The sequence below is a fragment of the Shewanella vaxholmensis genome (assembly GCF_031932135.1).
In the GTDB taxonomy this organism is placed as follows: domain Bacteria; phylum Pseudomonadota; class Gammaproteobacteria; order Enterobacterales; family Shewanellaceae; genus Shewanella; species Shewanella hafniensis.
The window spans coordinates 1-22,140 of the sequence record NZ_JAUOEV010000037.1; the positions used below are offsets into that span (position 1 = coordinate 1).

Genomic DNA, 22,140 nt, shown 5'->3' on the forward strand with positions numbered 1-22,140 from the left:
GCACTATCGAGCCATCAATAAAGACCCATTCTATATCAGCAAGGTTAGCTAAGGCCTTGAATAAATGTGCTAGAACGCCTTTCTTAGACCATAAATGAAACCGTCTAAAGACCGTGCTCCAATGACCGAACTCTTTAGGTAAATCTCGCCAAGGGATACCTGTTCTAAGCCGGTAAAGAATACCTTCGAATGTTTGTCTATGTTCAGGTTTGTTATAAACACGCCTGTGCTTTTCATTAAATGAAATAGCTTTTCCCAGCGTGCATCGGTTAGCATAAGTCTTGGCATGGCTTGAGGTTATGGTTACTTTTGGCGAAGCAAATTATAACGTCTTGCCATGCTGTCTAAAAATCACTCTCGAAAGATCAACAGACCCTAGTCAAGTCGTAGACTAACACCAATATAGCAGGCTAAATCCTGTTCACTTTATGACGTTGATCAAGTAAATCACATACCAAACAGTAAACAGACCACAAACACTAACACGTCTATCCAAATCTCAGGGGCATTTAGCGGTTTTTCTCACCACGTTATGATTGATCATCACGCTTTTATTACTAAAACCACAACAACACACTTATTTAGCAAGCTGATGTAGCTGCTGTTGTAACTTTTTAAATTCCAGCTGTTGTTCGCTTAGCAGCGCTTTATCTGCAGCCTCAACGGCGAGTTGTGGATAATCCTTAAGCAGTTGTTGCTCAAGCACCAATGCTTGCTCAGTCTCCTTCGCTTCGATGAAGGCATGTAACTGATGTAAAGACTCTGCGAGTGGCACTTTATCTATGTCTGAAGACTCAGCCGCGCTGGGTGCATTCATCGACCTTGCAGCGATAGCAGGGCTGCTTACATCATGTTGTCGCTCCAGCGCACCCGCTGCGGCCTTCGCTTGCTGCATTTGAGTCTGTATTTCATGCTTAGCCACGGCTTCTGATTGCATATTTGAGGATTGCAGCGCTTGCGTATCGGCCATCCTCGTCATGGCTTGTGGCGCTGGAGCACTCATCGCCATTGGACTTGGAGCCATAACATCTTCGATTTGCGGCCGATTAAGTACAAGTAAACCCACAACAAGCACCAAAGATGCAGCGCTCGATAACGCCCAAGGGTGACGTCGCCAAACAGAAGTTGGAGCTTCAACGGCGGTTATTTTACTTTGATGCATTTCAGCTAAGTGAGTTTGCGCCAGCTGTAAGATATCTTGATCAAGTTGCTGCGGTGGAACTTCTAAGGCCTGTTGGCGATACCAAGCCAGCACTTCCTGTTGTAATGCGCGCTCATCGGCATTTGAAGATGAATTACTCATGACCCGCCTCCTGCCATTTCGCGCTAACGCAATCCTTTAGACTTTGGTAAGCGTAGCGAATACGGCTCTTAGTCGCTTCTAAAGTCACGCCCGCAATGTCGCTAATGATGGCAGCCGTAAAACCCATTTCAATGTTCAGGATAAATGCCTCTTTCTGGACTTGGGGTAACAGTGCGATGCAGGTCTTTAGCAATAAACTCTTTTGCGCTTCTTGCCACTGCACGTCGGGCTTATCTTGCTCACCTGCCACAAAAGTATCGAGTCCAGTTTCATCCTCATCAGTGGCGACTAAATCGACGGGTTTTACCGCTCGCACATGATCAATCAATAAGTTATGGGCGATACGATATAGCCAAGTAGTAAACTTAGCACTGGCCTCGTAGTTAGCCGCTGCGCGGATCACCCGTCCCCATGTTTCTTGATATAAATCCTCAGCTAACTGCTTATCACCTAACTGGCGCACAAAGTAGCGATAAAGCGCGCCTTTGTGCTTCAGGTATAACTGCTCAAATGCTTTTGAATCGCCCTTGGCATAGCACAACATCAATTGCTCATCTGAGTGCTCATGGGTTGGTAATTGCGGTATTGCTAATGCCACGGGAAATTCCTCTTCATTTGGGTTAACCCCATGTATTCACTTTTACTATTGTAATCTCTCATTACGCGGATTGCTCTTATCTCTCACTGGCTCGCCATGGAGTTTATCTTGGGGAGGAAAAGGTTTATCCGAGCCATCGAATGTGTCCTTAATTGGCATCTGATTAGATTGCTCTATCGCCGCTGCGGTTTCGATTAACTGCACAAACTCATGACGATAACCAAAGGGATCATCCCCTAATGCTGAACGTGCGAGTAAGCTTAACTTAGTATAATCAAATTGATGTAGATAGTGACTGCCATTCAGTAATTGCCCTAACCCTGCAACCGCGGCGGCAAATCTAAAATCATCACTTGCTTGCTCTAGCTGTTTAACGCTTTGATCTAACCTGATGGGATAACTCAGTAATTGGCTCTGCGTTTGTGCTGGCAACTTGTATCTCAATTTAAGGAAAGCAATTTCTTCACGGCTGTATTTCTCTTTCCCCGTTTGAGCATCAACGCCATATCTAAGTTTATCATTCATCCTATTCCCAGCTTCAACGTACCTTAATTCATACAAGGCTGTTACTGTATGACCCGCGCCAATCTCGCCCGCATCCACCTTATCGTTATTAAAATCTTCCCGTGCTAAGGCGCGATTCTCATAGCCAATCAAACGGTATTCCGAGACTAAGGCTGGATTAAACTCCACCTGCACTTTCACATCTTTGGCGATAGTGAATAAGGTCGAACTCAACTCGTCCACCAGCACTTTTCGCGCTTCATTCAGCGTATCAATATAGGCATAGTTGCCATTGCCCTTGTCCGCCAATTGCTCCATCAGTTGATCGTTATAATTGCCCAAGCCAAACCCTAAGGTTGTCAGGCCAATGCCATGATCTTTTTCCTTTTCAATCAAGGCAATCAAATCATCAAAATCTGTCACGCCAACATTGAAATCACCATCGGTCGCAAGGATGACTCGATTAATGCCATTGGGGATAAAATGCTTTTTGGCCAATTGATAGGCTTGCGTGATCCCTTGCCCACCATTGGTTGAACCACCGGCACTTAATTGCTCTAGCGCATAGGTCAAGGTTTGAGTGTCGTTCCCCGACGCGCCATCGAGCACCACACCAGCAGCCCCAGCATAAACCACAATAGAGACTTTATCCTGCGCACTTAATTGCGCTGTTAGCAGCTTTAACGCCGTTTGCAGTAAAGGTAATTTATCCGTTGACGCCATAGAGCCTGACACATCGAGCAAAAAGACTAAGTTACTCGCGCCTAACTGAGATTTAGGTAAGTCATAACCTTTAAGACCAATCCGCAGCAGCATCATGTCATCGTTATAGGGTGAGGGCGCAAGCTCTGTCGTCACACTAAACGGCGCCGCGTTTTTAGCGGGTAAGGGATAATCGTAGGCAAAATAATTGAGCATTTCCTCAACTCTGACAATGCCTTTCTCGGGTAAGCGCCCTTCCCTCAGCATCCGCCTTAAAGTGGCATAACTGCCAGTATCGACATCGATGGAAAACGTCGATACCGGGATCTCTCCTGCCACCATGATGCCATTTTGCACTTGCTGCTCGAATTTATTTTGCGCTAACGGAATCGCGGCATAATCACGCGGCATTGGCGCTATGCTCATTCCCATTACTGCCCCATTGCTAGACATTTGCATCGGCGCCGCCACTCTCGTCATCTCAACCTTCGCGGCATCACGCATTTCAGCTTGGCGCTGCGACGCTTCTTGATGACGTTGCTCGTCTTGCTGCTCCGCTTGTCGATGTTCAACTTCGGCGCCTTTACCACTACAGGCAGTTAAACTCACTGCGACCAGTAATAGAGCAGCCGTATTGGTCGCCGATGGGATACCGTTTCCCCGTTGCAGGTAGAGAGTTGGATCGGAAACTGAAACAGTTTTTGGGGAATATTTTGTTTTCATGTTGAATGCCTTTGATGTTGACCTAAAGCTGTAAACGGCCCGCATTAGCAAAAGGGTTAAAACATCTCGATATTTTGCAAAACATACTTAAATGAGAATTAAACCGCCTCAAGCACACTATTTATACAAAACAAAGTATTTTCAATCGCTTTTGCTGGCAAGATCACACTGCACATTCAATCTGGCCACTAAAATAGAAGCTTGTTGCTAGCCTCGCTATGGGACCCTCTTGTGTCACACTCAGCTCATTTATTTTCCCTAAGGATCGCCCACGCACTCACAGAAGCTTGCGTGAAGGATAAGTATTCGTTTAAACGTTTTGGGCAAGATCTTCTTGCTGGTCTCACTGTGGGTATTATTGCAATTCCATTAGCGATGGCATTAGCCATTGCCAGTGGTGTTGCGCCTCAATACGGCTTGTATACCGCCATTGTCGGTGGCTTTATTATCGCCATGTCTGGCGGCTCACGTTACAGCGTGTCCGGCCCGACAGCGGCATTCGTGGTATTGCTCTACCCCATAGCCCAACAGTTTGGTTTAGCAGGATTATTAATCGCGACTGTGATGTCGGGAATGATACTCGTCGGCATGGCGACGCTGCGCCTAGGTCGGTTGATTCTGTATATTCCCGAATCCGTCACCTTAGGTTTTACCGCGGGGATTGGCGTAGTGATTGCCACCTTGCAGCTAAAGGACTTTTTCGGGCTCGAAATTGCCCATATGCCGGAGCAATATCTAGCCAAGCTAATGGCATTAGCCCAAGCGCTACCTTCGGTCCATTTACCTAGCTTACTGGTTGCAAGCGCCACCCTAGCGACTATGCTGCTTTGGCCTAAACTCAAAACACCTGTGCCAGCGCACCTTCCGGCAATCATACTCGGCACTATCCTCGCCTTGGTGCTCAATGCCATGGGAGCTGACATAGAAACCATAGGAACCCGTTTTCACTATCAACTGAGTGATGGCACCACAGGCATGGGGATCCCAGCGGTATTGCCAAGTTTCGAGTGGCCATGGCTGCAAGCTGGCGCCAATGGTCAAGCTTTTCAATTTAATCTCGCGACCTTTCAAGCCTTGTTACCCGCCGCCTTTGCCATTGCCATGTTAGGGGCGATTGAATCGCTACTGTGTGCTGTGGTGCTCGATGGCATGACAGGTAAACGCCACAGTGCCAACAGTGAGTTACTCGGCCAAGGCATAGGTAATATCATCACGCCGTTTTTTGGTGGGATTCCAGCGACAGCGGCAATCGCCCGTAGCGCGGCGAACGTCAAAGCGGGCGCTCAGAGTCCGATTGCGGCCATGATCCACGCCATAGTGGTATTGTTTGGTTTAGTCGCCTTAGCGGGCGTGCTCGCCTACTTGCCGATGTCGGCCATGGCTGCCCTGCTACTCGTCGTAGCTTGGAACATGAGTGAGGCCCACAAAGCACTGCATTTAGTTAAAACCGCGCCCACCAGCGATATCATGGTCTTTGTTAGCTGTTTTTCATTAACGGTTATTTTCGACATGGTCATCGCCATCAGTGTGGGGATCATTCTCGCCGCCTTGCTATTTATGAAGGAAATTGCCGAGATGACAAGGCTTTACGATATCAGCACCAACAAGCGTTATGTCGATCAAGAGTTACCCGCCGATTGGGCCGTTCTCAAAATTAACGGGCCACTCTTCTTCGCCGCTGCCGATCGGATTTTCTCCGAAATCGCCAGTCTCACCGAAGATAAACAAGTGATAGTGCTGTATCTCGATGGAGTCTCGATTTTGGATGCTGGAGGCTTAGCCGCGCTGACAAAACTGATTGAAAAATGTAAAGCAAATAAGACTAAGCTGATTATTGCCGATCTACAGTTCCAGCCCATTCGAACGCTAGCAAGAGCCAAGATCCAGCCGATTGAGGGCGTGTTGAAGTTTTACTCGACCCTACGAGAAGCCATGGCCGAAGCGCCAGTCATCACTCAGCAAACAGAAATCACTGCGGATAAGCAGACACAGTAAACCCGCAGCGCAATCTCAGCGGCTTAATGCTGCAGACTTATCTCAAAGGCCAATCTCAGGATTGGTCTTTTTTATGGCTCAATTACTCAAGCCATTCATCACAGCAAAAGACGTTTTTTCGCTCGCAAAAACGGGCAGAAATGACGAGGATCATGGTATTATTCAGCGCCATGATGCTTGCTACCGGCGACGGCTAGACAAGCATCAACTGTACCTAGACCTGAAACAAGGTCAAAATATAATTAAAATTAGTGAGTTAAGGAGTTATCATGCAAGCCCTTGTTGCTGTTGTTATGGGTTCTAAAAGTGATTGGCCCACGATGGAAGCCGCCGCTGAGATAATGGATAAACTGCAAGTGCCTTATCATGTTGAAGTGGTTTCCGCCCATAGAACGCCAGATAAACTCATGGAGTTTGCAGCCTCTGCCGCCGATCGTGGTTTTAAAATCATCATTGGTGGCGCCGGTGGTGCTGCGCACTTACCCGGTATGATTGCCTCTAAAACTCGCTTACCCGTATTAGGTGTCCCAGTCCAAAGTAAAGCTCTGTCAGGTATGGATAGCTTATTATCTATCGTTCAAATGCCAAAAGGCATCGCCGTCGGCACCTTAGCTATAGGCACAGCGGGCGCATTCAATGCGGGATTGTTGGCCTGCCAAATCCTTGCGAATAACGATGCAGAATTAGCGGCTCGTGTTGACGCTTTCAGAGAAGAACAGACCCGTGCGGTACTGGACAATCCAGATCCGAGGGAAGTTTAATGACCCAGACAAACACTAAACCTAAGGTTTGGGTACTAGGTAATGGTCAGCTCGGCGCCATGTTGACCCACGCTGGTGAGCCATTAGCGATTGAAGTTAACGCCGTTGATATCATGACGCCTACGGATGACATCCTGCCACTCGCGCCTCACGACATTATTACCGCTGAGCGCGAACAGTGGCCTGAATCCGCCCTTAGCTTACAACTCAGCTCACACCCCCATTTTGTTAATGGTCCGGTATTTAGCCGTTTAGCCGACCGTTTTAGCCAAAAAAGTCTACTCGACCAGCTCAGTGTTCCCACAGCGCCTTGGACCTTAGTTGACGATAACACCCAAGTCGATACCCTGTATCAGCACTATGGCCCAAGAGTCTTGATGAAACGCCGTACTGGTGGTTATGACGGTAAAGGACAACATTGGCTTAAACAAGCCGAAGCGGGTGATATTCCAAACGATTGGCGTAACCTTGCAATTGCTGAGCAAGCGATTAATTTTGATGAAGAAGTGTCATTAGTTGGTGTGCGTACTCGCGAAGGCGAATGCGTGTTTTATCCGCTGACGCTGAACTTACATCAAGATGGCATTTTAATGGCGTCGATTTCGCCACTGGCACGCTTAAGCCCTTTGCAAGCCCAAGCCGAAGCTATGCTCAGCGCCATTATGCATGAGCTTGAATACGTTGGCGTGATGGCGATGGAATGCTTCCGTGTTGGCGATGAGTTATTGGTGAATGAACTGGCACCGCGAGTGCACAACTCAGGCCATTGGACTCAAGCCGGAACCCATATGGATCAATTCCAGCTGCATTTACGTGCACTTTGCGGAATTGCGATCCCACAGCCACAAGTGAATTTTCAGTGTGTTATGGTCAATCTTATCGGGATTGATAATGATCCACGATGGTTAAGTTTGCCTAATGCTGAGTTGTACTGGTACAACAAAGAAGTGCGCCCTGGTCGTAAAGTTGGCCATTTGAACCTATCAGTGCCCAACCAAACTGTGCTCAACCAGAGCATAGCCGCACTGCAAACATGGATGCCCATCCAATACCAAGCTCCTTTAGCCTGGATATTGGCCGAATACGCAGAAAATTCGCGTTAATTCAGTATTTAGTACCAAAATCGCTGATATGAAATTGTTCGCAGTTTCATATCAGTTTATATTTCAATTTTCGTTATATACTTAACAGAACTCAGTGTGGATACGTTAGTGATGTATAGCATTCAATTGTGGCTAGCAATGACACGGATAAAGGAATACTCGAGTGAAATTAAGGGATAATTTCAAACGTAAGACCATAGATCGCTTAGATTATCGCTATCATCTGCTATTGCTCATCGTGCCGATATGTCTATTCGTCCTGCTATTTATCTTTAATGCACCCACAGAAGGTTGGACTATCCTGCCATTACTGTTTGTTTGCATCATTTACATTTTTGCCTACAGCCTAATTTACTATTTGCATCAAGGTCGTTTAACTCGACTGTGGGAGCATTTAGAGCAAGTCGTCACCATCAATGATGCCATTTACGAGCTCGCGCACCTATCAAGCCATTATAAAAATGAGCATGCTTTTCTCGACGCCTTGCTCAACAAAGCCGTATACGTGATTAATGGTGCCGAAATGGGCAGCATCATTAAAGTCAACGAAGTAAATAATAAACTGCATTTCGAATCTGTGGTGGGGCTCGATTTAGCAAAACTCAGACAACTGGATTTTACCTTAGAGCAAACCTTTGAATATCGGCTCACTAAGGGGAGATGCGATCAGGTCGTGGTCATCAATGATATGAAAAATATCAATGCGGCCAGCACCTTAACTGAAGATGACCAAAGAGTATTACTCACAGTGTCGAAGCAGCCGATACGCTCAACACTGTCTAGCCCTATCCGTATCGATGGTAAGCTCTATGGCATGCTCAATCTCGACAGCAGTAGCCTTGGTGCCTTTAGCGATTACGACCGCAACCTTGTCTCTATCCTGACCCACGAAGCCAGTAATGCTATTGCGCTCTATCAGAAGTCACAGCAGATCACTAAACTCGCAAATTTCGATCCGCTCACAGGGCTTTATAATCGTAAGAATTTTGAAGATGAACTGCACCACTGGCAGCACAAACCTCACCTTGGCAGCTTTTTGATTATTATCGATATGGATAATCTCAAGGCCATTAATGATGCCTATGGACACCAGACAGGCGATGTTGCCATTAAACGCACGGCCACAGCCATACTGACCTATTGGCAAAATAAAGGCATTATTTCCCGTTTTGGTGGCGATGAGTTTGTCGCTTTATGCCATGGGCCGCTAACCCAAATCGAGCAGGACTTAGATGATATGCGCAAAACCTTGAATCAAGGTTCAGAGCTTAGCCTCGCTTTTAGCTTTGGGATTGCCCCCTTCGAAACCGATTGGTATCAATCCTTTAAGACTGCAGACCATGCCATGTATGAGCAAAAGCGCGCGAAGAAGAAAGCCATTAAAGCATTAGAAACTTTCGCGGTGAAAGCACAATAAGCTCGTTGAACTCAGGTACTACAGCCGCTATTAACAGGCCAATATCAAAAGTCAGTATGTCTCTGAGTTAATATCGAAGTTAAACACCTAAAATCAGCCATAGACTCTCATTCAAATGGCTGACAATGGGATCAAACTAGACTCTAGCTAAGCTCTAACCAAAGAATAAGCGCCACAGCCAAGATGAATCCAAATCTTTTTGGCAGGTTTTATATTGCGCCGCGTAACGTTTAGATCGCGCATCCACTTTGTTCGCCACTTTCACTAACCATGCCTTAGACTTGTAACTGCCACGGCGATAACCGCCCCAGCCTTCGTGATAATTAAGATACTGGGCCCGCGCATCCCATTTAGACACGCCATTAATCTTATGGGTTTTACTGATAAACCAGCCCATAAAATCCATAGCATCATCGAAATCACTGCGGCTCGACCAATTGTTGCCCGTCTCACGCACATAATCATCCCACGTCATGGTCTTAGCCTGCGCATAACCATAGGCATCGCTGGCACGGCCAATAGGGATAAAACCTAAAAAGTATTCCATCGGTGGCGCAGCATTGTGCTTGAATGAACTCTCTTGATACATCATAGCTAACGGCACATGCACTGGCACACCCCATTTGTCACGGGCGTCTTTAGCGGCATCATACCAATCTCGGTGTTCTTGAAATATCTCACACAAATTTTCGGGAGACTTAGGCGGTGACGTCGCGCAACCGGACAAGATGCCGAGACTTGCGCAGAGTAAGATAGCGGAGGGTTTATTCATTAATATCATATTCTTTGGAGAGTTAGCTGGCTCCATGATGTCATAGACTCAGTCTGAGGCAAGCATAAAAAGCCTTTTTTGCGCTTAGAAGATCTAAGCGCTAGGGGGGAATCAATCTAACTTAAATCGAATGTTGCTGGCTTACCACTTGAGCTAAACGCTTTGGCTATTTCGTTTCGGGACTCAGCTCAAACTGACACTCATGCTCTTCTTGCTGCCACACACCTGGTTCCCAATACCCAGTGTCTTTGCCCATATAACGCTTATCGGTGTGAAATAGCGCACCGATATGATAACGCTGATGGCTCTCAACATTGAGCTTAAATACCTTAGGCGTTCGCGCGGCAAGTGTGACCGACAAGCTAGGATCATCAATCAGTTCCGCGACAGTAAACTCATATTCGCCGGGCGCTAGCTGATAATTAGGCTTAGAGACCACTGCATGACCGTTTAAATGGGTCACGACGACGCGATACCAGTGAGTGCTGGCATCGGGCTGCAAATAACCCGACACAGTGCCACAGCCCAGTGGATCTTCTGGTGAAGCGGCGCAGCCTGATAATAAGGCACTGGCCCCAATCAAAGCTGCGCTGATACGCAAGCGAGTGAAAGAGAATAAGCCCTCTTTCACGACTGAGCTCCAAAGTAATCTTCCAGATAATCATCAAACGAAACTGAACGCTGCGCCGCTTCTAGCTCGGCCTGCTTGTTAAGCGAGCTGGATGCTTCGGCTTGATACTGCGCTATGGTCTCGCTCGACAAGGGATAATCGACAAAGAATTGATAGTATTGCTGTGCCAACGTCATCACCCACTGACCATGATCTTGGCCTTTGTTGATCACGTTTTGCAGCACTTGTCCCGACAGGGTCAAGTTAGGATCTTCAACCGCTTTACGCCAATGGGCTAACGCCACTTGATAATCCGTCGCCTCACCATCGAGCAATACCGCCAAAGGTTGCAAAGCATCAAACAACTCTTCTAACCAAGATTTAAGCGAACGTGAACCGTCTGCGGTTAATAACTCAAGCCCAGGTTTACGGCCTTCAAGCACCACAGCTTTAAGATTCGCGCTTAATCTCGCCTCTTCGCTGGCTTCAGACTTAGGCGACTCCGTTAATAAACAATAGAGCAGGAATAAATCGAGGAAGCGCACTTGGGTCGCCTCAATGCCAATCGGGCTAAATGGATTAACATCTAAAGCACGCACTTCAATGTATTCCACCCCTGCACGGGCTAAGGCTTCTGACGGCTTCTCGCCACTGCGCGTCACCCGTTTTGCACGGATTGGCGAGTAAAACTCGTTTTCAATCTGCAATACATTGGCATTGAGCTGACGATACTCACCATCGACTTTAACGCCAATATTGGCAAAGTTTGCCGAAGGCATTTTGATGGCCGCATTCACGCCAGCCAGATACTCAGGCAAAGAGTTATAGCTGATATTCAGCTCTTCTTGCTCTTTGTTGGTGTAGCCTAAATCGCTCATACGCAACGAAGTCGCATAGGGTAGATACAGAGTACCGTGACCCGTTTTTTCAAACTTAAGGTCGGTTTTTTGATCTTTAATGAAAGAGCTACATAATGCTGGTGAGGCACCAAATAAATAAGGTAGCACCCAGACTAAACGGCGGTAGTTACGGATCAAGCCAAAATAGGATTCAGAAATAAAATCATCATAACTTAACTGCTTATCGCTCAATTCGTACAGGCTTTGCCATAACTCTTGCGATACCGAAAAGTTAAAGTGCACCCCAGAAATAATCTGCATCAAGGCGCCGTAACGATAGGTTAAGCCCTTACGATATAAGGTTTTCATCATACCGGTATTTGATGAACCATAACGGGCAACGGGGATCTGTTTCTCGTCCTTCACATAACAAGGCATGCTCACTGGCCACAGACGCTGACCATGTAAATGGCGCACGCTGAAGGCATGGGTTTCAGTTAATCCGTTTAGCAATTGCTCAACATTGTTATGTACCGGAGTAATAAACTCGAGCAAGGCTTCACTGTAATCCGTCGTAATACGCGAATGCATTAACGCTGAGCCTAAGGCTTCAGGATGTGAATCGGTGGCGAGATAACCCGACTCATCAATCCGCAACGCCTCACGTTCTATGCCACGTAACATACCCAAGAGTGCGGTGCGCCCATGGGCGTCCGAGAGATGTTGTACTAATTCATTGAATGACTTCAATTTGCGCTTCTCTAATTGGTGATTCGCTATCGCGACAAGGTTAACAGTCAGACCTTTATTTTGAGGCTTATCTTGCAAAATACGCCTCAAAATAAATCTAAACCTGTCTGTGGGGCAAGCCAAATTCACAACTTGTACTGTTAAAAGCAGACGGTGACAGCTAATGCTGTCACCGTCTTTCGATGTAAATCCGGTAAATATGTGACAAATAATCGTTAATTAACGTACCCGTCTCTCACCTATATAAGGGCGAAATACCAATTTACAATACTAAAGTTTCAATTGGATAGCCTAATGCCGCTAAATCTGCTTCGATTTTCGCTTTATCTCCCACCACCAGAATCACCATTTTATTGATATCTAGCTCGGAAGCCGCGAGGGCATTGAGTTCATCTTTTGTTACAGTATTAATGATCTTGTCCTGTTGAGTCGTAAAATCTTGGCTCAATTGGTAACGTTGAATCATGCGCATAAAGCCCGCTTTTTGATACGGCGTTTCATAATCAAGTGCTTGGCCTTGGGAGACTGAATTTCGCATAAAGGCAAGTTCAGTATCCGTCATCCCCTTTTGCTGGTACGCACTGATTTCTTTTACAAACTCAGTGAGTGCTTTCGCCGTCACGTCACTGCGAACGTTACTTGATGCGACAAAATCACCGACTTCAGCGCCGCCCGCAAAACTGGTGCGAGCGCCATAGGTATAACCTTTATTTTCACGTAAATTCAGGTTGATACGACTATTGAATGCGCCGCCGAGCGGGTAGTTCATCAGGTAAGATTTAAAGTAATCGCCTGTGGCATCATAGGGCAATGCGCGCTTGGCGATATTGATCACCGATTGCGCTGCGCCAGGTTTATCAATCAGATAAATCGTACCGCCTTTTAATGCAGGGAATGGCTTAAGTGGCGGCACCACAACTGCGGCCCCTTGCCACTGACTCAATCCCGCTAACTTAGGCAATAATACTGATTCAGGTAAATTGGCGACTGTGACGATTTTAGCGTTACCGCCTTGATACTGCTGGGCATAAAACGCTTTTACATCGGCTAACGTGAGCGCAGCGACTGAATCGAGCGTACCTATGTCATTCACGCCTAAGGCATTGTCTTTACCGTATAACAAAGACGACAACGCCGTATCAGCAAGGTAGCTAGGATCAGACTGCATATGCTGGATCTGTTGTAATTGCTGCTGTTTTACTCGGGTAAAGTCCGCTTCGTTGAAGGCTGGCTGAAACAGTTTTTCTTCCATAATCGCCAGCGTCTCATCTAAATGCGCTGTCAGAGCCGATACTTTGATCGCACTTTGATATTCAGAGGCACTAAAGTCGACTGAACTGCCGAGCATTTCTAAGGCTTGCGAAAGCGCTTCACTGCTGCGTTTCTGGCTCGACTCATTAAGCATTTCCGCAGTCAGCGTTGCTAAGCCCGCTTTTTCAACTGGTACCAGTCTATGGCCACCATTGAGGTACACAATTAACTCAACCGTAGGCGTTTCAGTGCTTTGCGTGCCCATGACTTCTATGCCATTGGCTAAGGTTTTTGTCCATATTGTCGGAACCTTTAACACAGGCGCAGCGCCAGATGCGGGCATCTTAGTCCGATCAAAACTTGATACGAGTTCAGGCTTTGGCAAATCCCCTTCTACCGCGGTTTGCGCAACAGGCAAGGTCGCTGGCGTGAAGTTATCAGCATGGGCGATAAGTGACGTCATTCCCTGCGGCACCACACTCATCACCACCATAGGCTTATTTTTAATGTATTGCTTGAACACGCGCATCACATCGTCTTTGGTCACATTGGTATAACGACTCAAGTCCGAGGCTATCATGTTCGGATTGCCCGACAACGTTTGGTTCATTGCTAAGGCAGACACTTTGCCAGAAACACTTTGCAGGCTGTAAATGGTATCGGCCTCAAACTGCACTTTGACTTTTTGCAGATCGTCATCGGTAACACCACGTTGCTCAAACTCATTAATAGAATCGAGGATACGTTGCTCCAGATCCGCCAGTTTGCCGCCCTTTTCTGGATTGGCTAAAGCGTAAATCGACATCTGACACGCCAGCTCTTGGCAAGGATGGCTGACATTGGCCTGCACGGCATAACCATCCTTCACCAAGTTTTTATATAACAAGGATGTTTTGCCGCCGCCTAGTATATTGGCTAACAGATCGAGCGCAGCTTCATCAGGATGCCTTGCGTATACGGTTGGAAAACCAATACGGATCAAAGGCAGATGCACTTGATCTTCCATGGATATATAACGCGTTTTATCTAAGTTAACCAGCGCCTTTTGCTCTAACGAGACTTCAGGGCCGCGGGGGATTTCACCAAAATATTTGTTTACCCAGGCTAAGGTCTGCATTTCATCGAAATCGCCACCTATGGTCAGGGTTGCATTGTTAGGCCCATACCAACGTTGGAAAAAGTGTTTAACATCATCAACTGTGGCGCGATTAAGATCGTCCGGCCAGCCAATCACAGGCCAAGAATAAGGATGCCCGACAGGATACATGGCTTGGCTAAAACGCTCACTCATGCGGCCATAGGGCTGATTGTCGATACGCTGAGCACGCTCGTTTTTCACAGTCTCGCGCTGCACTTCAAATTTTTCACTGGTGAGTGCCGGCAATAAAAAGCCCATACGGTCCGACTCAAGCCACAGCATTTTTTCTAATTGATTGCTGGGTACGGTTTCAAAGTAGTTGGTTCTGTCGGTATTGGTCGTGCCGTTTAAGGTGCCGCCAGCTTCGGTAACCACTTCAAAATGTTGTTCATCGGCAACGTGCTGCGAGCCTTGAAACATCATGTGTTCAAATAAATGCGCAAAACCCGAACGGCCAGCTAATTCACGGGCAGATCCCACATGATAAGTGACGTCAACATGCACTAAAGGATCGGAATCATCTTGATGCAGAATAACCGTTAGCCCATTGGCTAATTGGTACTTTTTGTAGGGGATCCCTACTTGCGAATCGGCCAGTTGCACATTTTCAATAAGTTTAACGCCTGCGGGCAAGTTCGCCGTAGTCGTTTCAGATGCACAGCCCGCGAGTGCGGCAGAAATTGCGACCGCTAATATCCATTTCTTCAAAACATTCCCCTCATACATCAATAGGTCAAAATAAAGTGTTATAGCTAAAGTGCTGCGTAAAGTAATAGTGCGCTTAAATGATTAAGCATTGGGATTTATGACTCGCAAAATTGGCACTAAGTTCCTATCTATACAGTAAATTCAGTCTAAACGGAAAACACTCCCTACACTTGGCTATTAAATGCATCCTAGCGCCATCATGCTATCCATTGCAGCACAGCTGCGGCAACAATTAAGTAACGAATTGTTTTTCCGATTAAAATCATCACCAAAGAGGGGATTAACGCTAACCTCAGCCAACCTGCCAATAAACAGAGAATATCGCCGATAACCGGTGCCCATGAGAGTAACAGCGCCCACACGCCGTAGCGTTCAATCAAGGCGAGCCCCTTTGCGTGTTTACCTGCAGCTAACGCTTCTGGTGATTTTGCTAGGCGACCTAAGCGGCCTAAATAGAAACTGGTCATCGCGCCCAACGTGTTACCAATACTGGCCACCACGACTAGCGCAACCCAAGCCTCTGGAGTTTTGTTTAATAGCGCCACGAGTAAGACTTCAGATCCCCCCGGTAACAAAGTCGCCGCTAAAAAAGCGCCGGAGAACATAATGCCTAACTCAGTCATAATGGCTTACTCAATGATAAATCTCTCTTTTTGTATTCAATGCGATAAGATTTGTCATGGGTTAATTGAATGTTTCACTTAATCTTTTTACAACAAACTCACTTATCACAATAAGTTATAAGAAAAACGGTTTGTTATAACCCTAGCTCTGTCGATACAATGGTTTAACTATGGCAATCAATGACCATGCGCATGACTGAGAGCGCGTTAACATCACGCTCAACTCGTTGAATACGAATCCTATCATCGCAGGTCTATTGGCTCACTCTTAATTTATTTTTCTGGAATATGCATGATCCTTCAAACCATTAGCCGCATTCCGTTTTGGCAAAAAGTCTTAGCAGGCTTTATCTTAGGTGCGCTCGTTGGCGTTATTTTAGGTGAAAGCGCTACAGTGCTAAAACCACTCGGTGATCTGTTCATTGGCGCCATTAAGATGTTGGTCGCGCCTTTGGTCTTTTGTGCCATTGTCGTCAGTATCACATCGCTCGGCTCGCAAACTAGCCTGAAACGCTTGAGCCTTAAAACCTTAGGCATGTTCATGCTGACAGGCACGATTGCCTCGCTGATCGGCTTAGCCGTAGGCTCAATGATCGACATGGGCGGCACTATGCAGCTCACGGCGACTGAAGTGCGCGAGCGTAATATTCCCGGTTTTGCACAAGTGTTGCTCGACATGATCCCAGTCAATCCTTTCGCCTCACTGGCTGAAGGCAAGGTACTGCAAATTATCGTGTTTGCCGCGTTAGTGGGTATCGCTATCAACAAAGTTGGCGAGAAGGCTGATCCGCTAAAACGCACCATAGAAGCGGGTGCAGAAGTCATGTTCCAACTGACTCGCATGGTCTTAAAACTAACCCCTATCGGTGTGTTTGGTTTAATGGCTTGGGTTGTCGGTGAATACGGTTTATCGACTCTACTGCCTTTAGGTAAGTTTATCGGGGCTATCTACATTGCCGCTTTTATCCACATCATCTTTGTTTACGGTGGCTTAGTGAAATTTGTCGGTGGTTTAAGCCCACTGCAATTTTTCCGCAAAGCTATGCCAGCGCAGTTAGTCGCCTTTAGTACTTCCTCAAGTTTCGGTACTTTACCTGCGAGCACCCGCGCAGTCGAAACCATGGGTGTATCAAAGCGTTATAGTGCCTTTGTGATGCCATTAGGTGCGACCATGAACATGGACGGCTGTGGGGGTATTTATCCTGCGATAGCCGCTATCTTCATCGCTCAAATTTACAATATTCCGCTCGACACACTGGACTATGTGATGATCGCCGTGACTGCGACAGTGGCTTCTGTTGGTACCGCTGGCGTACCAGGAAGTGCGATGGTGATGTTAACTGTCACCTTAGGTGTAATTGGTCTGCCACTTGAAGGCATTGCCTTTATCGCCGCGATTGACCGTATTATCGATATGATCCGCACGGCAACGAACGTAACGGGTGATATGATGACTGCTGTTGTGATTGGTAAATCCGAAAATGAACTCGATGAAGCACAGTTCTATTCGAACGACAATCAAGACATTACACCTGTGAGTTCGTAGCAATAACAATACTTGGTCGAAGCTACTGCGCTAAGCCATTAGTAACATTAGGTAAATTACACAGATGATGTAAATCAAGAGACCGCTTAGGCGGTCTTTTTTATTATCCAGCAAACAACGGTGAAACTGTCGACCTTAAAGCATCCAATCAACTCCAACAATCCTCATCAGCTGTAAAATAGGTTACCCAAATAAGATCAAGCTGTTAGACTCTAAAACCACTCTAACTCACACTTTAGCAGAACAGACAATGACGAGACTCTTCCTTATCCCGCTGATCCTATGTTTGTTTTGGGCGTTATTTTTAAAAGCCAACAAACTCACGCTAAAACAAGGCCGGCGAGGTTTTATCTACATTATCGGTATAGGTGGCGGGCTGATTTTAATCCTTATGGCATTACTCTGGTTAACGGCTTAGGTTAATACCAAGGATTCATTTTCTAAATTAGTGACTTAACAAAAAGTCAACTCAATACTGAGTTGGCCTTAGTGATAAAACAGCGTTAACAACTAGAATAAATTCGAAGATAAACCCGCTAAATTTACCCACTCAGTCAAGCCCAATCAGTTAACCCACTCTGTCATCAACCCAGCACGGCAAGTAAAATCCCCGCAGCCACAGCAGAACCTAGCACTCCCGCCACATTGGGACCCATGGCGTGCATTAACAAGAAGTTGTGTTGGTTGGCCTCTAATCCAACTTTGTTCACGACTCGTGCTGCCATAGGTACAGCCGACACCCCTGCGGCACCAATCAACGGATTAATCTTACCACCCGACAACTTACACATCAGTTTTGCCATCAATACACCTGCAGCAGTACCAATGCCAAATGCTAAAGCTCCCAATACCAAAATTCCTAAGGTTTCAAGCCGCAGGAATTGGTCGGCTGATAACTTAGAACCGACAGCTAACCCTAAGAAAATCGTAACGATATTGATAAGCTCGCTCTGCGCCGTTTTCGATAATCTATCCACCACGCCCGATTCGCGCATCAAGTTACCAAGACAAAACATACCCACTAACGGCGTGGCTGCAGGTAGGAAGAGAATCGTTAAACCCAGTACCATCAAAGGGAAAACGATCTTTTCCTTCTTACTGACTTCGCGCAGCTGCTCCATTTTAATTTCGCGCTCGGCTTGAGTTGTCAGTAAACGCATGATCGGCGGTTGAATAATAGGGACTAACGCCATGTAGGAATAGGCCGCGACCGCAATCGCACCTAATAACTCAGGCGCCAATTTTGAGGCAAGGAAAATCGCCGTTGGTCCATCGGCACCGCCAATAATCGCAATGGCCGCCGCATCCTTCATGGTGAACTCAAATCCCGGCACTAAGTTCAGCGCTATTGCGCCAATCAGTGTCGCAAAAATCCCAAACTGCGCAGCCGCCCCTAATAACAGGGTTTTAGGATTCGCAATCAAGGCGCTAAAGTCAGTTAGCGCACCAACCCCCATAAAGATCAACAGTGGGAACACCCCAGTCTCAATCCCCACATGATAGGCGTAATACAGGATGCCACCTTCTTCGGTAAATCCCGCATGGGGAATGTTCGCCAGCACTGCACCAAAACCAATGGGCAACAATAGCAAAGGCTCAAATCCACGTACGATGGCGAGATACAAGAGCAAAGCGCCCACTGCCATCATCAACACTTGCCCGCCAGTAAAGTGAGCGATACCTGTCTCGGCCCAAAAAGCCATTAAACCTTCCATAATGACTCCTACGCCAAGGCCAGTAATTGAGAACCCACAGACACTGAGTCACCTTCTTTCACCCAGATCTTAGCGATAATACCATCGCCCTGTGCACGAATTTCTGTTTCCATCTTCATCGCCTCAAGGATGATCACGACATCGCCTTCACACACTCTATCGCCTGGAGAAACATGCACTTTGAAGATGTTGCCCGACAAAGGCGCGCTCATTTCAAGCCTGATTTCACCATGGCTTGTTGCTGGTGTTGTACTCTCAGTCACAACTTGCACAGCATGAACACTTTGGCCCTGTGGCTGAATTTGCGAGATCTCACCGCCTGTGGCGACTTCAACTACGTACTCTTGCCCTTCGACAGTTACCGTGTAGGTTTCAGGACCACGATCCGCAGCATTAGAAGCAGCAAGTACCGAAGTCAATTCAGGTTTAGGCTCAAAGGCGCTCGGATCATCACGATTCTTTAAGAACTGCAATCCTATTTGTGGGAAGAGTGCATATGTCAGCACATCATCGTCATGCTCTGAAGATAGGCGAATGCCTTGTTCCTGTGCTTTATCAGCTAACTCAAGCCGTAATTTAGCCAGCTCCGGCGTTAATAAATCAGCAGGGCGACATGTAATGGCTTCGGCTCCTTGTAAGACTCTCGCTTGCAATGCGGCATTAACTGGCGCAGGTGTCGTGCCATATTCGCCCTTAAGCACGCCTTCAGTCTCTTTAGTCAGTGACTTATAACGCTCACCCATCAACACATTAATGACCGCCTGCGAGCCGACAATCTGCGATGTAGGTGTCACTAAGGGCAAAAAACCTAAGTCAGCACGCACGCGGGGAATTTCTTCCAAGACCAAGTCCATCTTATCGGCCGCGCCTTGTTCCTTAAGTTGGCTCTCCATATTGGTCAGCATGCCACCAGGCACTTGTGCACGTAAGATCCGCGAATCAATGCCTTTCAGCGCGCCTTCAAACTTAGCGTACTTCTTGCGTACTTCACGGAAATAAGCGGCAATCTCCTCAAGCAATACCATATCGTAACCAGTCGCACGCTCAGTATCTTCCACCATAGCGATAACGGTTTCGGTTGCAGTATGTCCATAGGTTTGGCTCATCGACGAAATTGCCGTATCGAGCACATCGACACCCGCTTCAATGGCTTTCTGATAAGTGGCAGTACTCAACCCTGTCGTCGCATGACAATGCATAGATAACACGAGTTGGGTCTGAGATTTGAGTCTGCTAATAAGCTCAAACGCTTCCATCGGCTTAAGTAAGCCCGCCATATCTTTGATACACAAAGAATCACAACCCATATCTTCGAGACGTTTTGCCATATCAACCCACGTCTCTATGGTATGCACTGGACTCGTGGTATACGAAATCGTCCCCTGCGCATGGCCGCCAACTTGACGCACTGCTTTCACCGCAGTCTCGAGGTTTCGAACATCGTTCATCGCATCAAAAATACGAAATACATCGACGCCATTGGTATGGGCACGCTCAACAAAACGCGTCACTAAATCATCGGCATAATGGCGATAACCTAAGAGGTTTTGGCCACGCAGCAACATTTGCTGCGGCGTATTCGGCATGGCCTTTTTCAGCTCACGAATTCGCTCCCAAGGATCTTCACCAAGATAACGAATACAAGCATCAAACGTCGCACCACCCCAAGATTCCAGTGACCAGAAGCCGATCTTATCGAGTAGTGGCGCTATCGGTAACATGTCATCAATGCGTAAGCGCGTCGCTAAAATGGATTGATGCGCGTCCCGCAAAACGACATCAGTTAAAAATAATGGCTTAGCCACTGCCGTCGTAGAATTAGATACAAAAGTCATACTGCTCCCCATTACTTAATCTGTGAACGATACTGCTTTACCGCCAATGAAATCGCAGCGACCACATTTGGGTCTAAAGGCTTAGCATTAGATTGCGATACCCTCTGCAGGCTTTTAGCATGATGTTTAGCAAAACGTGCAGAGGCAGCATCGACTGCACACCAGCGCGCAACCAAATGGATCCCAAGGATTAGTACACCTAAAAATAAATACACTAAGCCCATCCCCAAAAACATAATGCCAACGGCATCCAATAAAGATTGCGTTACATCCTCCATAGCTCCCCTACCCCTTACTTACTCTCTCAATCCCTATCAACAGTACGATTGCCCCGAAAACATCGCTATCGCATTACAAGTACAACATTCAATCGGTTGAGAGGTTTACAAACTATGGGTCTCTCGTAGATAGACCTATAGAGACCACCACACCAAAGAAAATTTGAATAAAAAATCATATTTAAAAGCTAATAACTCACACAGCAAGAAAGCCAGCTTGAACTCAACCCGCTACAAACATAACCAATTGATAACAAAAACACCATACAGATGTAAATTGGTCTTACCAATATTGAATAAATTCAAAGACGGCCAGTCATTAATCCTCATAAATCGGGCAATTATTTCAATATTCCATAATGAAATACCCACTATGCTGGATTTAAGTCGAAATGATGTCCTAGGCTAAAAAATGATTTCTAAGTTAAAGACAACGGACATAGGAATAAACCAAGTGAAAAAGTATGCAGTTTTAACAATCCAAGTCACTGCTATTTGATTCTGAATGAGTATAGAAAGGCATGTCGTTCTGAAGGCATTAATTGAAGAAGAGAAATGGGGTCAATCTAACAAATTAAATCATCCATTTTGATAACTTAGATGTCCCCTTGATACCAACACAAAGCGGTGCTAGAGGCTCAATACGGTTTGTTGTGGAGCGGCTATCTTGAAAGATAAACCACAGTGCTACCCGAGGTAGACCTTAGGCTCTTAGCTATTCGCAGGATTAATACCAATCGTATTAATTATCTGTTCATTCAGCGGGAGTTCAACGCGCTTTAGACAAGGCGAAGTGAAGGCATAGTGGTGCTCTGTCGAAAGCCTTAAACGCAGTATAAAGCGCGTTGCCATGCCGTTAACAGTTAGCCGCCCTTCGGCATCCCACTCCCGTGTTCCATTGACTTAAAAGGGAATAACCATTTCCGCGTCAATGCGCCTTGGATTGAGATGACTGTGAGGCTGTGAACT

17 protein-coding genes and 1 pseudogene are annotated in these 22,140 nt (G+C 46.6%); 6 read left to right on the forward strand and 12 right to left on the reverse strand.

Annotated features, from left to right (window positions below; genetic code table 11):
* The 4 genes and pseudogenes from Q4Q46_RS20780 to Q4Q46_RS20795 all read right to left on the reverse strand — a co-directional run.
* A pseudogene (locus Q4Q46_RS20780) lies at positions 1-288 on the reverse strand (transposase); the annotation flags it as partial.
* A gap of 289 nt (positions 289-577) precedes the next feature.
* Positions 578-1,303, reverse strand: coding sequence for a hypothetical protein (locus Q4Q46_RS20785; protein ID WP_311906953.1), 726 nt, complete (start codon positions 1,301-1,303; stop codon positions 578-580).
* Positions 1,296-1,901 carry a sigma-70 family RNA polymerase sigma factor gene (locus Q4Q46_RS20790; RefSeq protein WP_006080615.1) on the reverse strand — a complete coding sequence of 202 codons (606 nt, stop codon included), beginning with the start codon at positions 1,899-1,901 and terminating at the stop codon, positions 1,296-1,298. Before Q4Q46_RS20790 ends, Q4Q46_RS20785 begins: the two co-directional genes overlap by 8 nt.
* A gap of 45 nt (positions 1,902-1,946) precedes the next feature.
* A complete protein-coding gene (locus Q4Q46_RS20795) occupies positions 1,947-3,830 on the reverse strand; it encodes a vWA domain-containing protein (RefSeq protein WP_311906954.1) in 1,884 nt (627 codons plus the stop codon).
* A 231-nt stretch (positions 3,831-4,061) separates the two neighbouring features.
* On the opposite strand from Q4Q46_RS20795, the gene dauA reads away from it, so the two are divergent.
* From dauA to Q4Q46_RS20815, 4 genes are all read left to right on the forward strand, one after another.
* Positions 4,062-5,825 carry a C4-dicarboxylic acid transporter DauA gene (gene dauA / locus Q4Q46_RS20800; protein WP_011846067.1) on the forward strand — a complete coding sequence of 588 codons (1,764 nt, stop codon included), beginning with the start codon at positions 4,062-4,064 and terminating at the stop codon, positions 5,823-5,825.
* Positions 5,826-6,094: 269 nt separating this feature from the next.
* Complete coding sequence (gene purE / locus Q4Q46_RS20805; protein ID WP_006084961.1) at positions 6,095-6,586, forward strand: 5-(carboxyamino)imidazole ribonucleotide mutase; 492 nt, start codon at positions 6,095-6,097, stop codon at positions 6,584-6,586.
* Positions 6,586-7,689 carry a 5-(carboxyamino)imidazole ribonucleotide synthase gene (purK, locus tag Q4Q46_RS20810; protein ID WP_006080610.1) on the forward strand — a complete coding sequence of 368 codons (1,104 nt, stop codon included), beginning with the start codon at positions 6,586-6,588 and terminating at the stop codon, positions 7,687-7,689. The genes purE and purK overlap by 1 nt, the downstream gene beginning before the upstream one ends.
* Positions 7,690-7,852: 163 nt before the next feature.
* Positions 7,853-9,106: a GGDEF domain-containing protein gene (locus Q4Q46_RS20815; RefSeq protein WP_311906955.1), complete on the forward strand. Its 1,254-nt coding sequence runs from the start codon at positions 7,853-7,855 to the stop codon at positions 9,104-9,106.
* A 154-nt stretch (positions 9,107-9,260) separates the two neighbouring features.
* On the opposite strand, the gene Q4Q46_RS20820 is transcribed toward Q4Q46_RS20815, so the two are convergent.
* From Q4Q46_RS20820 to Q4Q46_RS20840, 5 genes are all read right to left on the reverse strand, one after another.
* Entirely contained in the window at positions 9,261-9,878 is a 618-nt protein-coding gene (locus tag Q4Q46_RS20820; protein ID WP_272942047.1) for a transglycosylase SLT domain-containing protein, read from the reverse strand.
* Between the two features lie 166 nt (positions 9,879-10,044).
* Positions 10,045-10,509, reverse strand: a complete 465-nt coding sequence (locus tag Q4Q46_RS20825; RefSeq protein WP_259507364.1) for a hypothetical protein — start codon at positions 10,507-10,509, stop codon at positions 10,045-10,047.
* Positions 10,506-12,155 carry a glutamate--cysteine ligase gene (gene gshA, locus Q4Q46_RS20830; protein ID WP_311906956.1) on the reverse strand — a complete coding sequence of 550 codons (1,650 nt, stop codon included), beginning with the start codon at positions 12,153-12,155 and terminating at the stop codon, positions 10,506-10,508. The genes Q4Q46_RS20825 and gshA overlap by 4 nt, the downstream gene beginning before the upstream one ends.
* A 184-nt stretch (positions 12,156-12,339) precedes the next feature.
* Positions 12,340-15,192 (reverse strand): M16 family metallopeptidase, encoded by a 2,853-nt coding sequence (locus tag Q4Q46_RS20835; protein WP_311906957.1) that lies wholly within the window; start codon positions 15,190-15,192, stop codon positions 12,340-12,342.
* A gap of 179 nt (positions 15,193-15,371) precedes the next feature.
* On the reverse strand, positions 15,372-15,797 hold the full coding sequence (locus Q4Q46_RS20840; protein ID WP_311906958.1) for a YqaA family protein: 426 nt from the start codon (positions 15,795-15,797) through the stop codon (positions 15,372-15,374).
* A 292-nt stretch (positions 15,798-16,089) separates the two neighbouring features.
* Between Q4Q46_RS20840 and Q4Q46_RS20845 the strand changes: the two genes are divergently transcribed.
* Complete coding sequence (locus tag Q4Q46_RS20845) at positions 16,090-17,343, forward strand: dicarboxylate/amino acid:cation symporter (protein ID WP_311906959.1); 1,254 nt, start codon at positions 16,090-16,092, stop codon at positions 17,341-17,343.
* Between the two features lie 250 nt (positions 17,344-17,593).
* Entirely contained in the window at positions 17,594-17,761 is a 168-nt protein-coding gene (locus Q4Q46_RS20850) for a hypothetical protein (RefSeq protein ID WP_168823570.1), read from the forward strand.
* 166 nt (positions 17,762-17,927) lie between these two features.
* Here the strand turns inward: Q4Q46_RS20850 and Q4Q46_RS20855 are convergent, their stop codons facing one another.
* The 3 genes from Q4Q46_RS20855 to Q4Q46_RS20865 are packed head-to-tail and all read right to left on the reverse strand — an operon-like array spanning position 17,928 to position 21,171.
* Positions 17,928-19,058, reverse strand: a complete 1,131-nt coding sequence (locus Q4Q46_RS20855; RefSeq protein ID WP_311906961.1) for a sodium ion-translocating decarboxylase subunit beta — start codon at positions 19,056-19,058, stop codon at positions 17,928-17,930.
* A gap of 8 nt (positions 19,059-19,066) precedes the next feature.
* Positions 19,067-20,893 carry a sodium-extruding oxaloacetate decarboxylase subunit alpha gene (gene oadA, locus Q4Q46_RS20860; RefSeq protein ID WP_311906962.1) on the reverse strand — a complete coding sequence of 609 codons (1,827 nt, stop codon included), beginning with the start codon at positions 20,891-20,893 and terminating at the stop codon, positions 19,067-19,069.
* Between the two features lie 11 nt (positions 20,894-20,904).
* Positions 20,905-21,171: an OadG family transporter subunit gene (locus Q4Q46_RS20865; RefSeq protein ID WP_311906963.1), complete on the reverse strand. Its 267-nt coding sequence runs from the start codon at positions 21,169-21,171 to the stop codon at positions 20,905-20,907.
* Positions 21,172-22,140: the final 969 nt, after the last annotated feature.

Excerpts from the sequence above, each read along its gene's own strand:
- oadA (WP_311906962.1), bottom strand. The coding sequence starts at position 20,893 with ATGACTTTTGTATCTAATTCTACGACGGCAGTGGCTAAGCCATTATTT.
- purK (WP_006080610.1), top strand. The coding sequence starts at position 6,586 with ATGACCCAGACAAACACTAAACCTAAGGTTTGGGTACTAGGTAATGGT.
- Q4Q46_RS20865 (WP_311906963.1), bottom strand. The coding sequence starts at position 21,171 with ATGGAGGATGTAACGCAATCTTTATTGGATGCCGTTGGCATTATGTTT.
- Q4Q46_RS20845 (WP_311906959.1), top strand. The coding sequence starts at position 16,090 with ATGATCCTTCAAACCATTAGCCGCATTCCGTTTTGGCAAAAAGTCTTA.
- Q4Q46_RS20785 (WP_311906953.1), bottom strand. The coding sequence starts at position 1,303 with ATGAGTAATTCATCTTCAAATGCCGATGAGCGCGCATTACAACAGGAA.
- Q4Q46_RS20835 (WP_311906957.1), bottom strand. The coding sequence starts at position 15,192 with ATGTATGAGGGGAATGTTTTGAAGAAATGGATATTAGCGGTCGCAATT.
- Q4Q46_RS20795 (WP_311906954.1), bottom strand. The coding sequence starts at position 3,830 with ATGAAAACAAAATATTCCCCAAAAACTGTTTCAGTTTCCGATCCAACT.
- Q4Q46_RS20840 (WP_311906958.1), bottom strand. The coding sequence starts at position 15,797 with ATGACTGAGTTAGGCATTATGTTCTCCGGCGCTTTTTTAGCGGCGACT.
- Q4Q46_RS20820 (WP_272942047.1), bottom strand. The coding sequence starts at position 9,878 with ATGAATAAACCCTCCGCTATCTTACTCTGCGCAAGTCTCGGCATCTTG.
- purE (WP_006084961.1), top strand. The coding sequence starts at position 6,095 with ATGCAAGCCCTTGTTGCTGTTGTTATGGGTTCTAAAAGTGATTGGCCC.
- Q4Q46_RS20855 (WP_311906961.1), bottom strand. The coding sequence starts at position 19,058 with ATGGAAGGTTTAATGGCTTTTTGGGCCGAGACAGGTATCGCTCACTTT.
- Q4Q46_RS20850 (WP_168823570.1), top strand. The coding sequence starts at position 17,594 with ATGACGAGACTCTTCCTTATCCCGCTGATCCTATGTTTGTTTTGGGCG.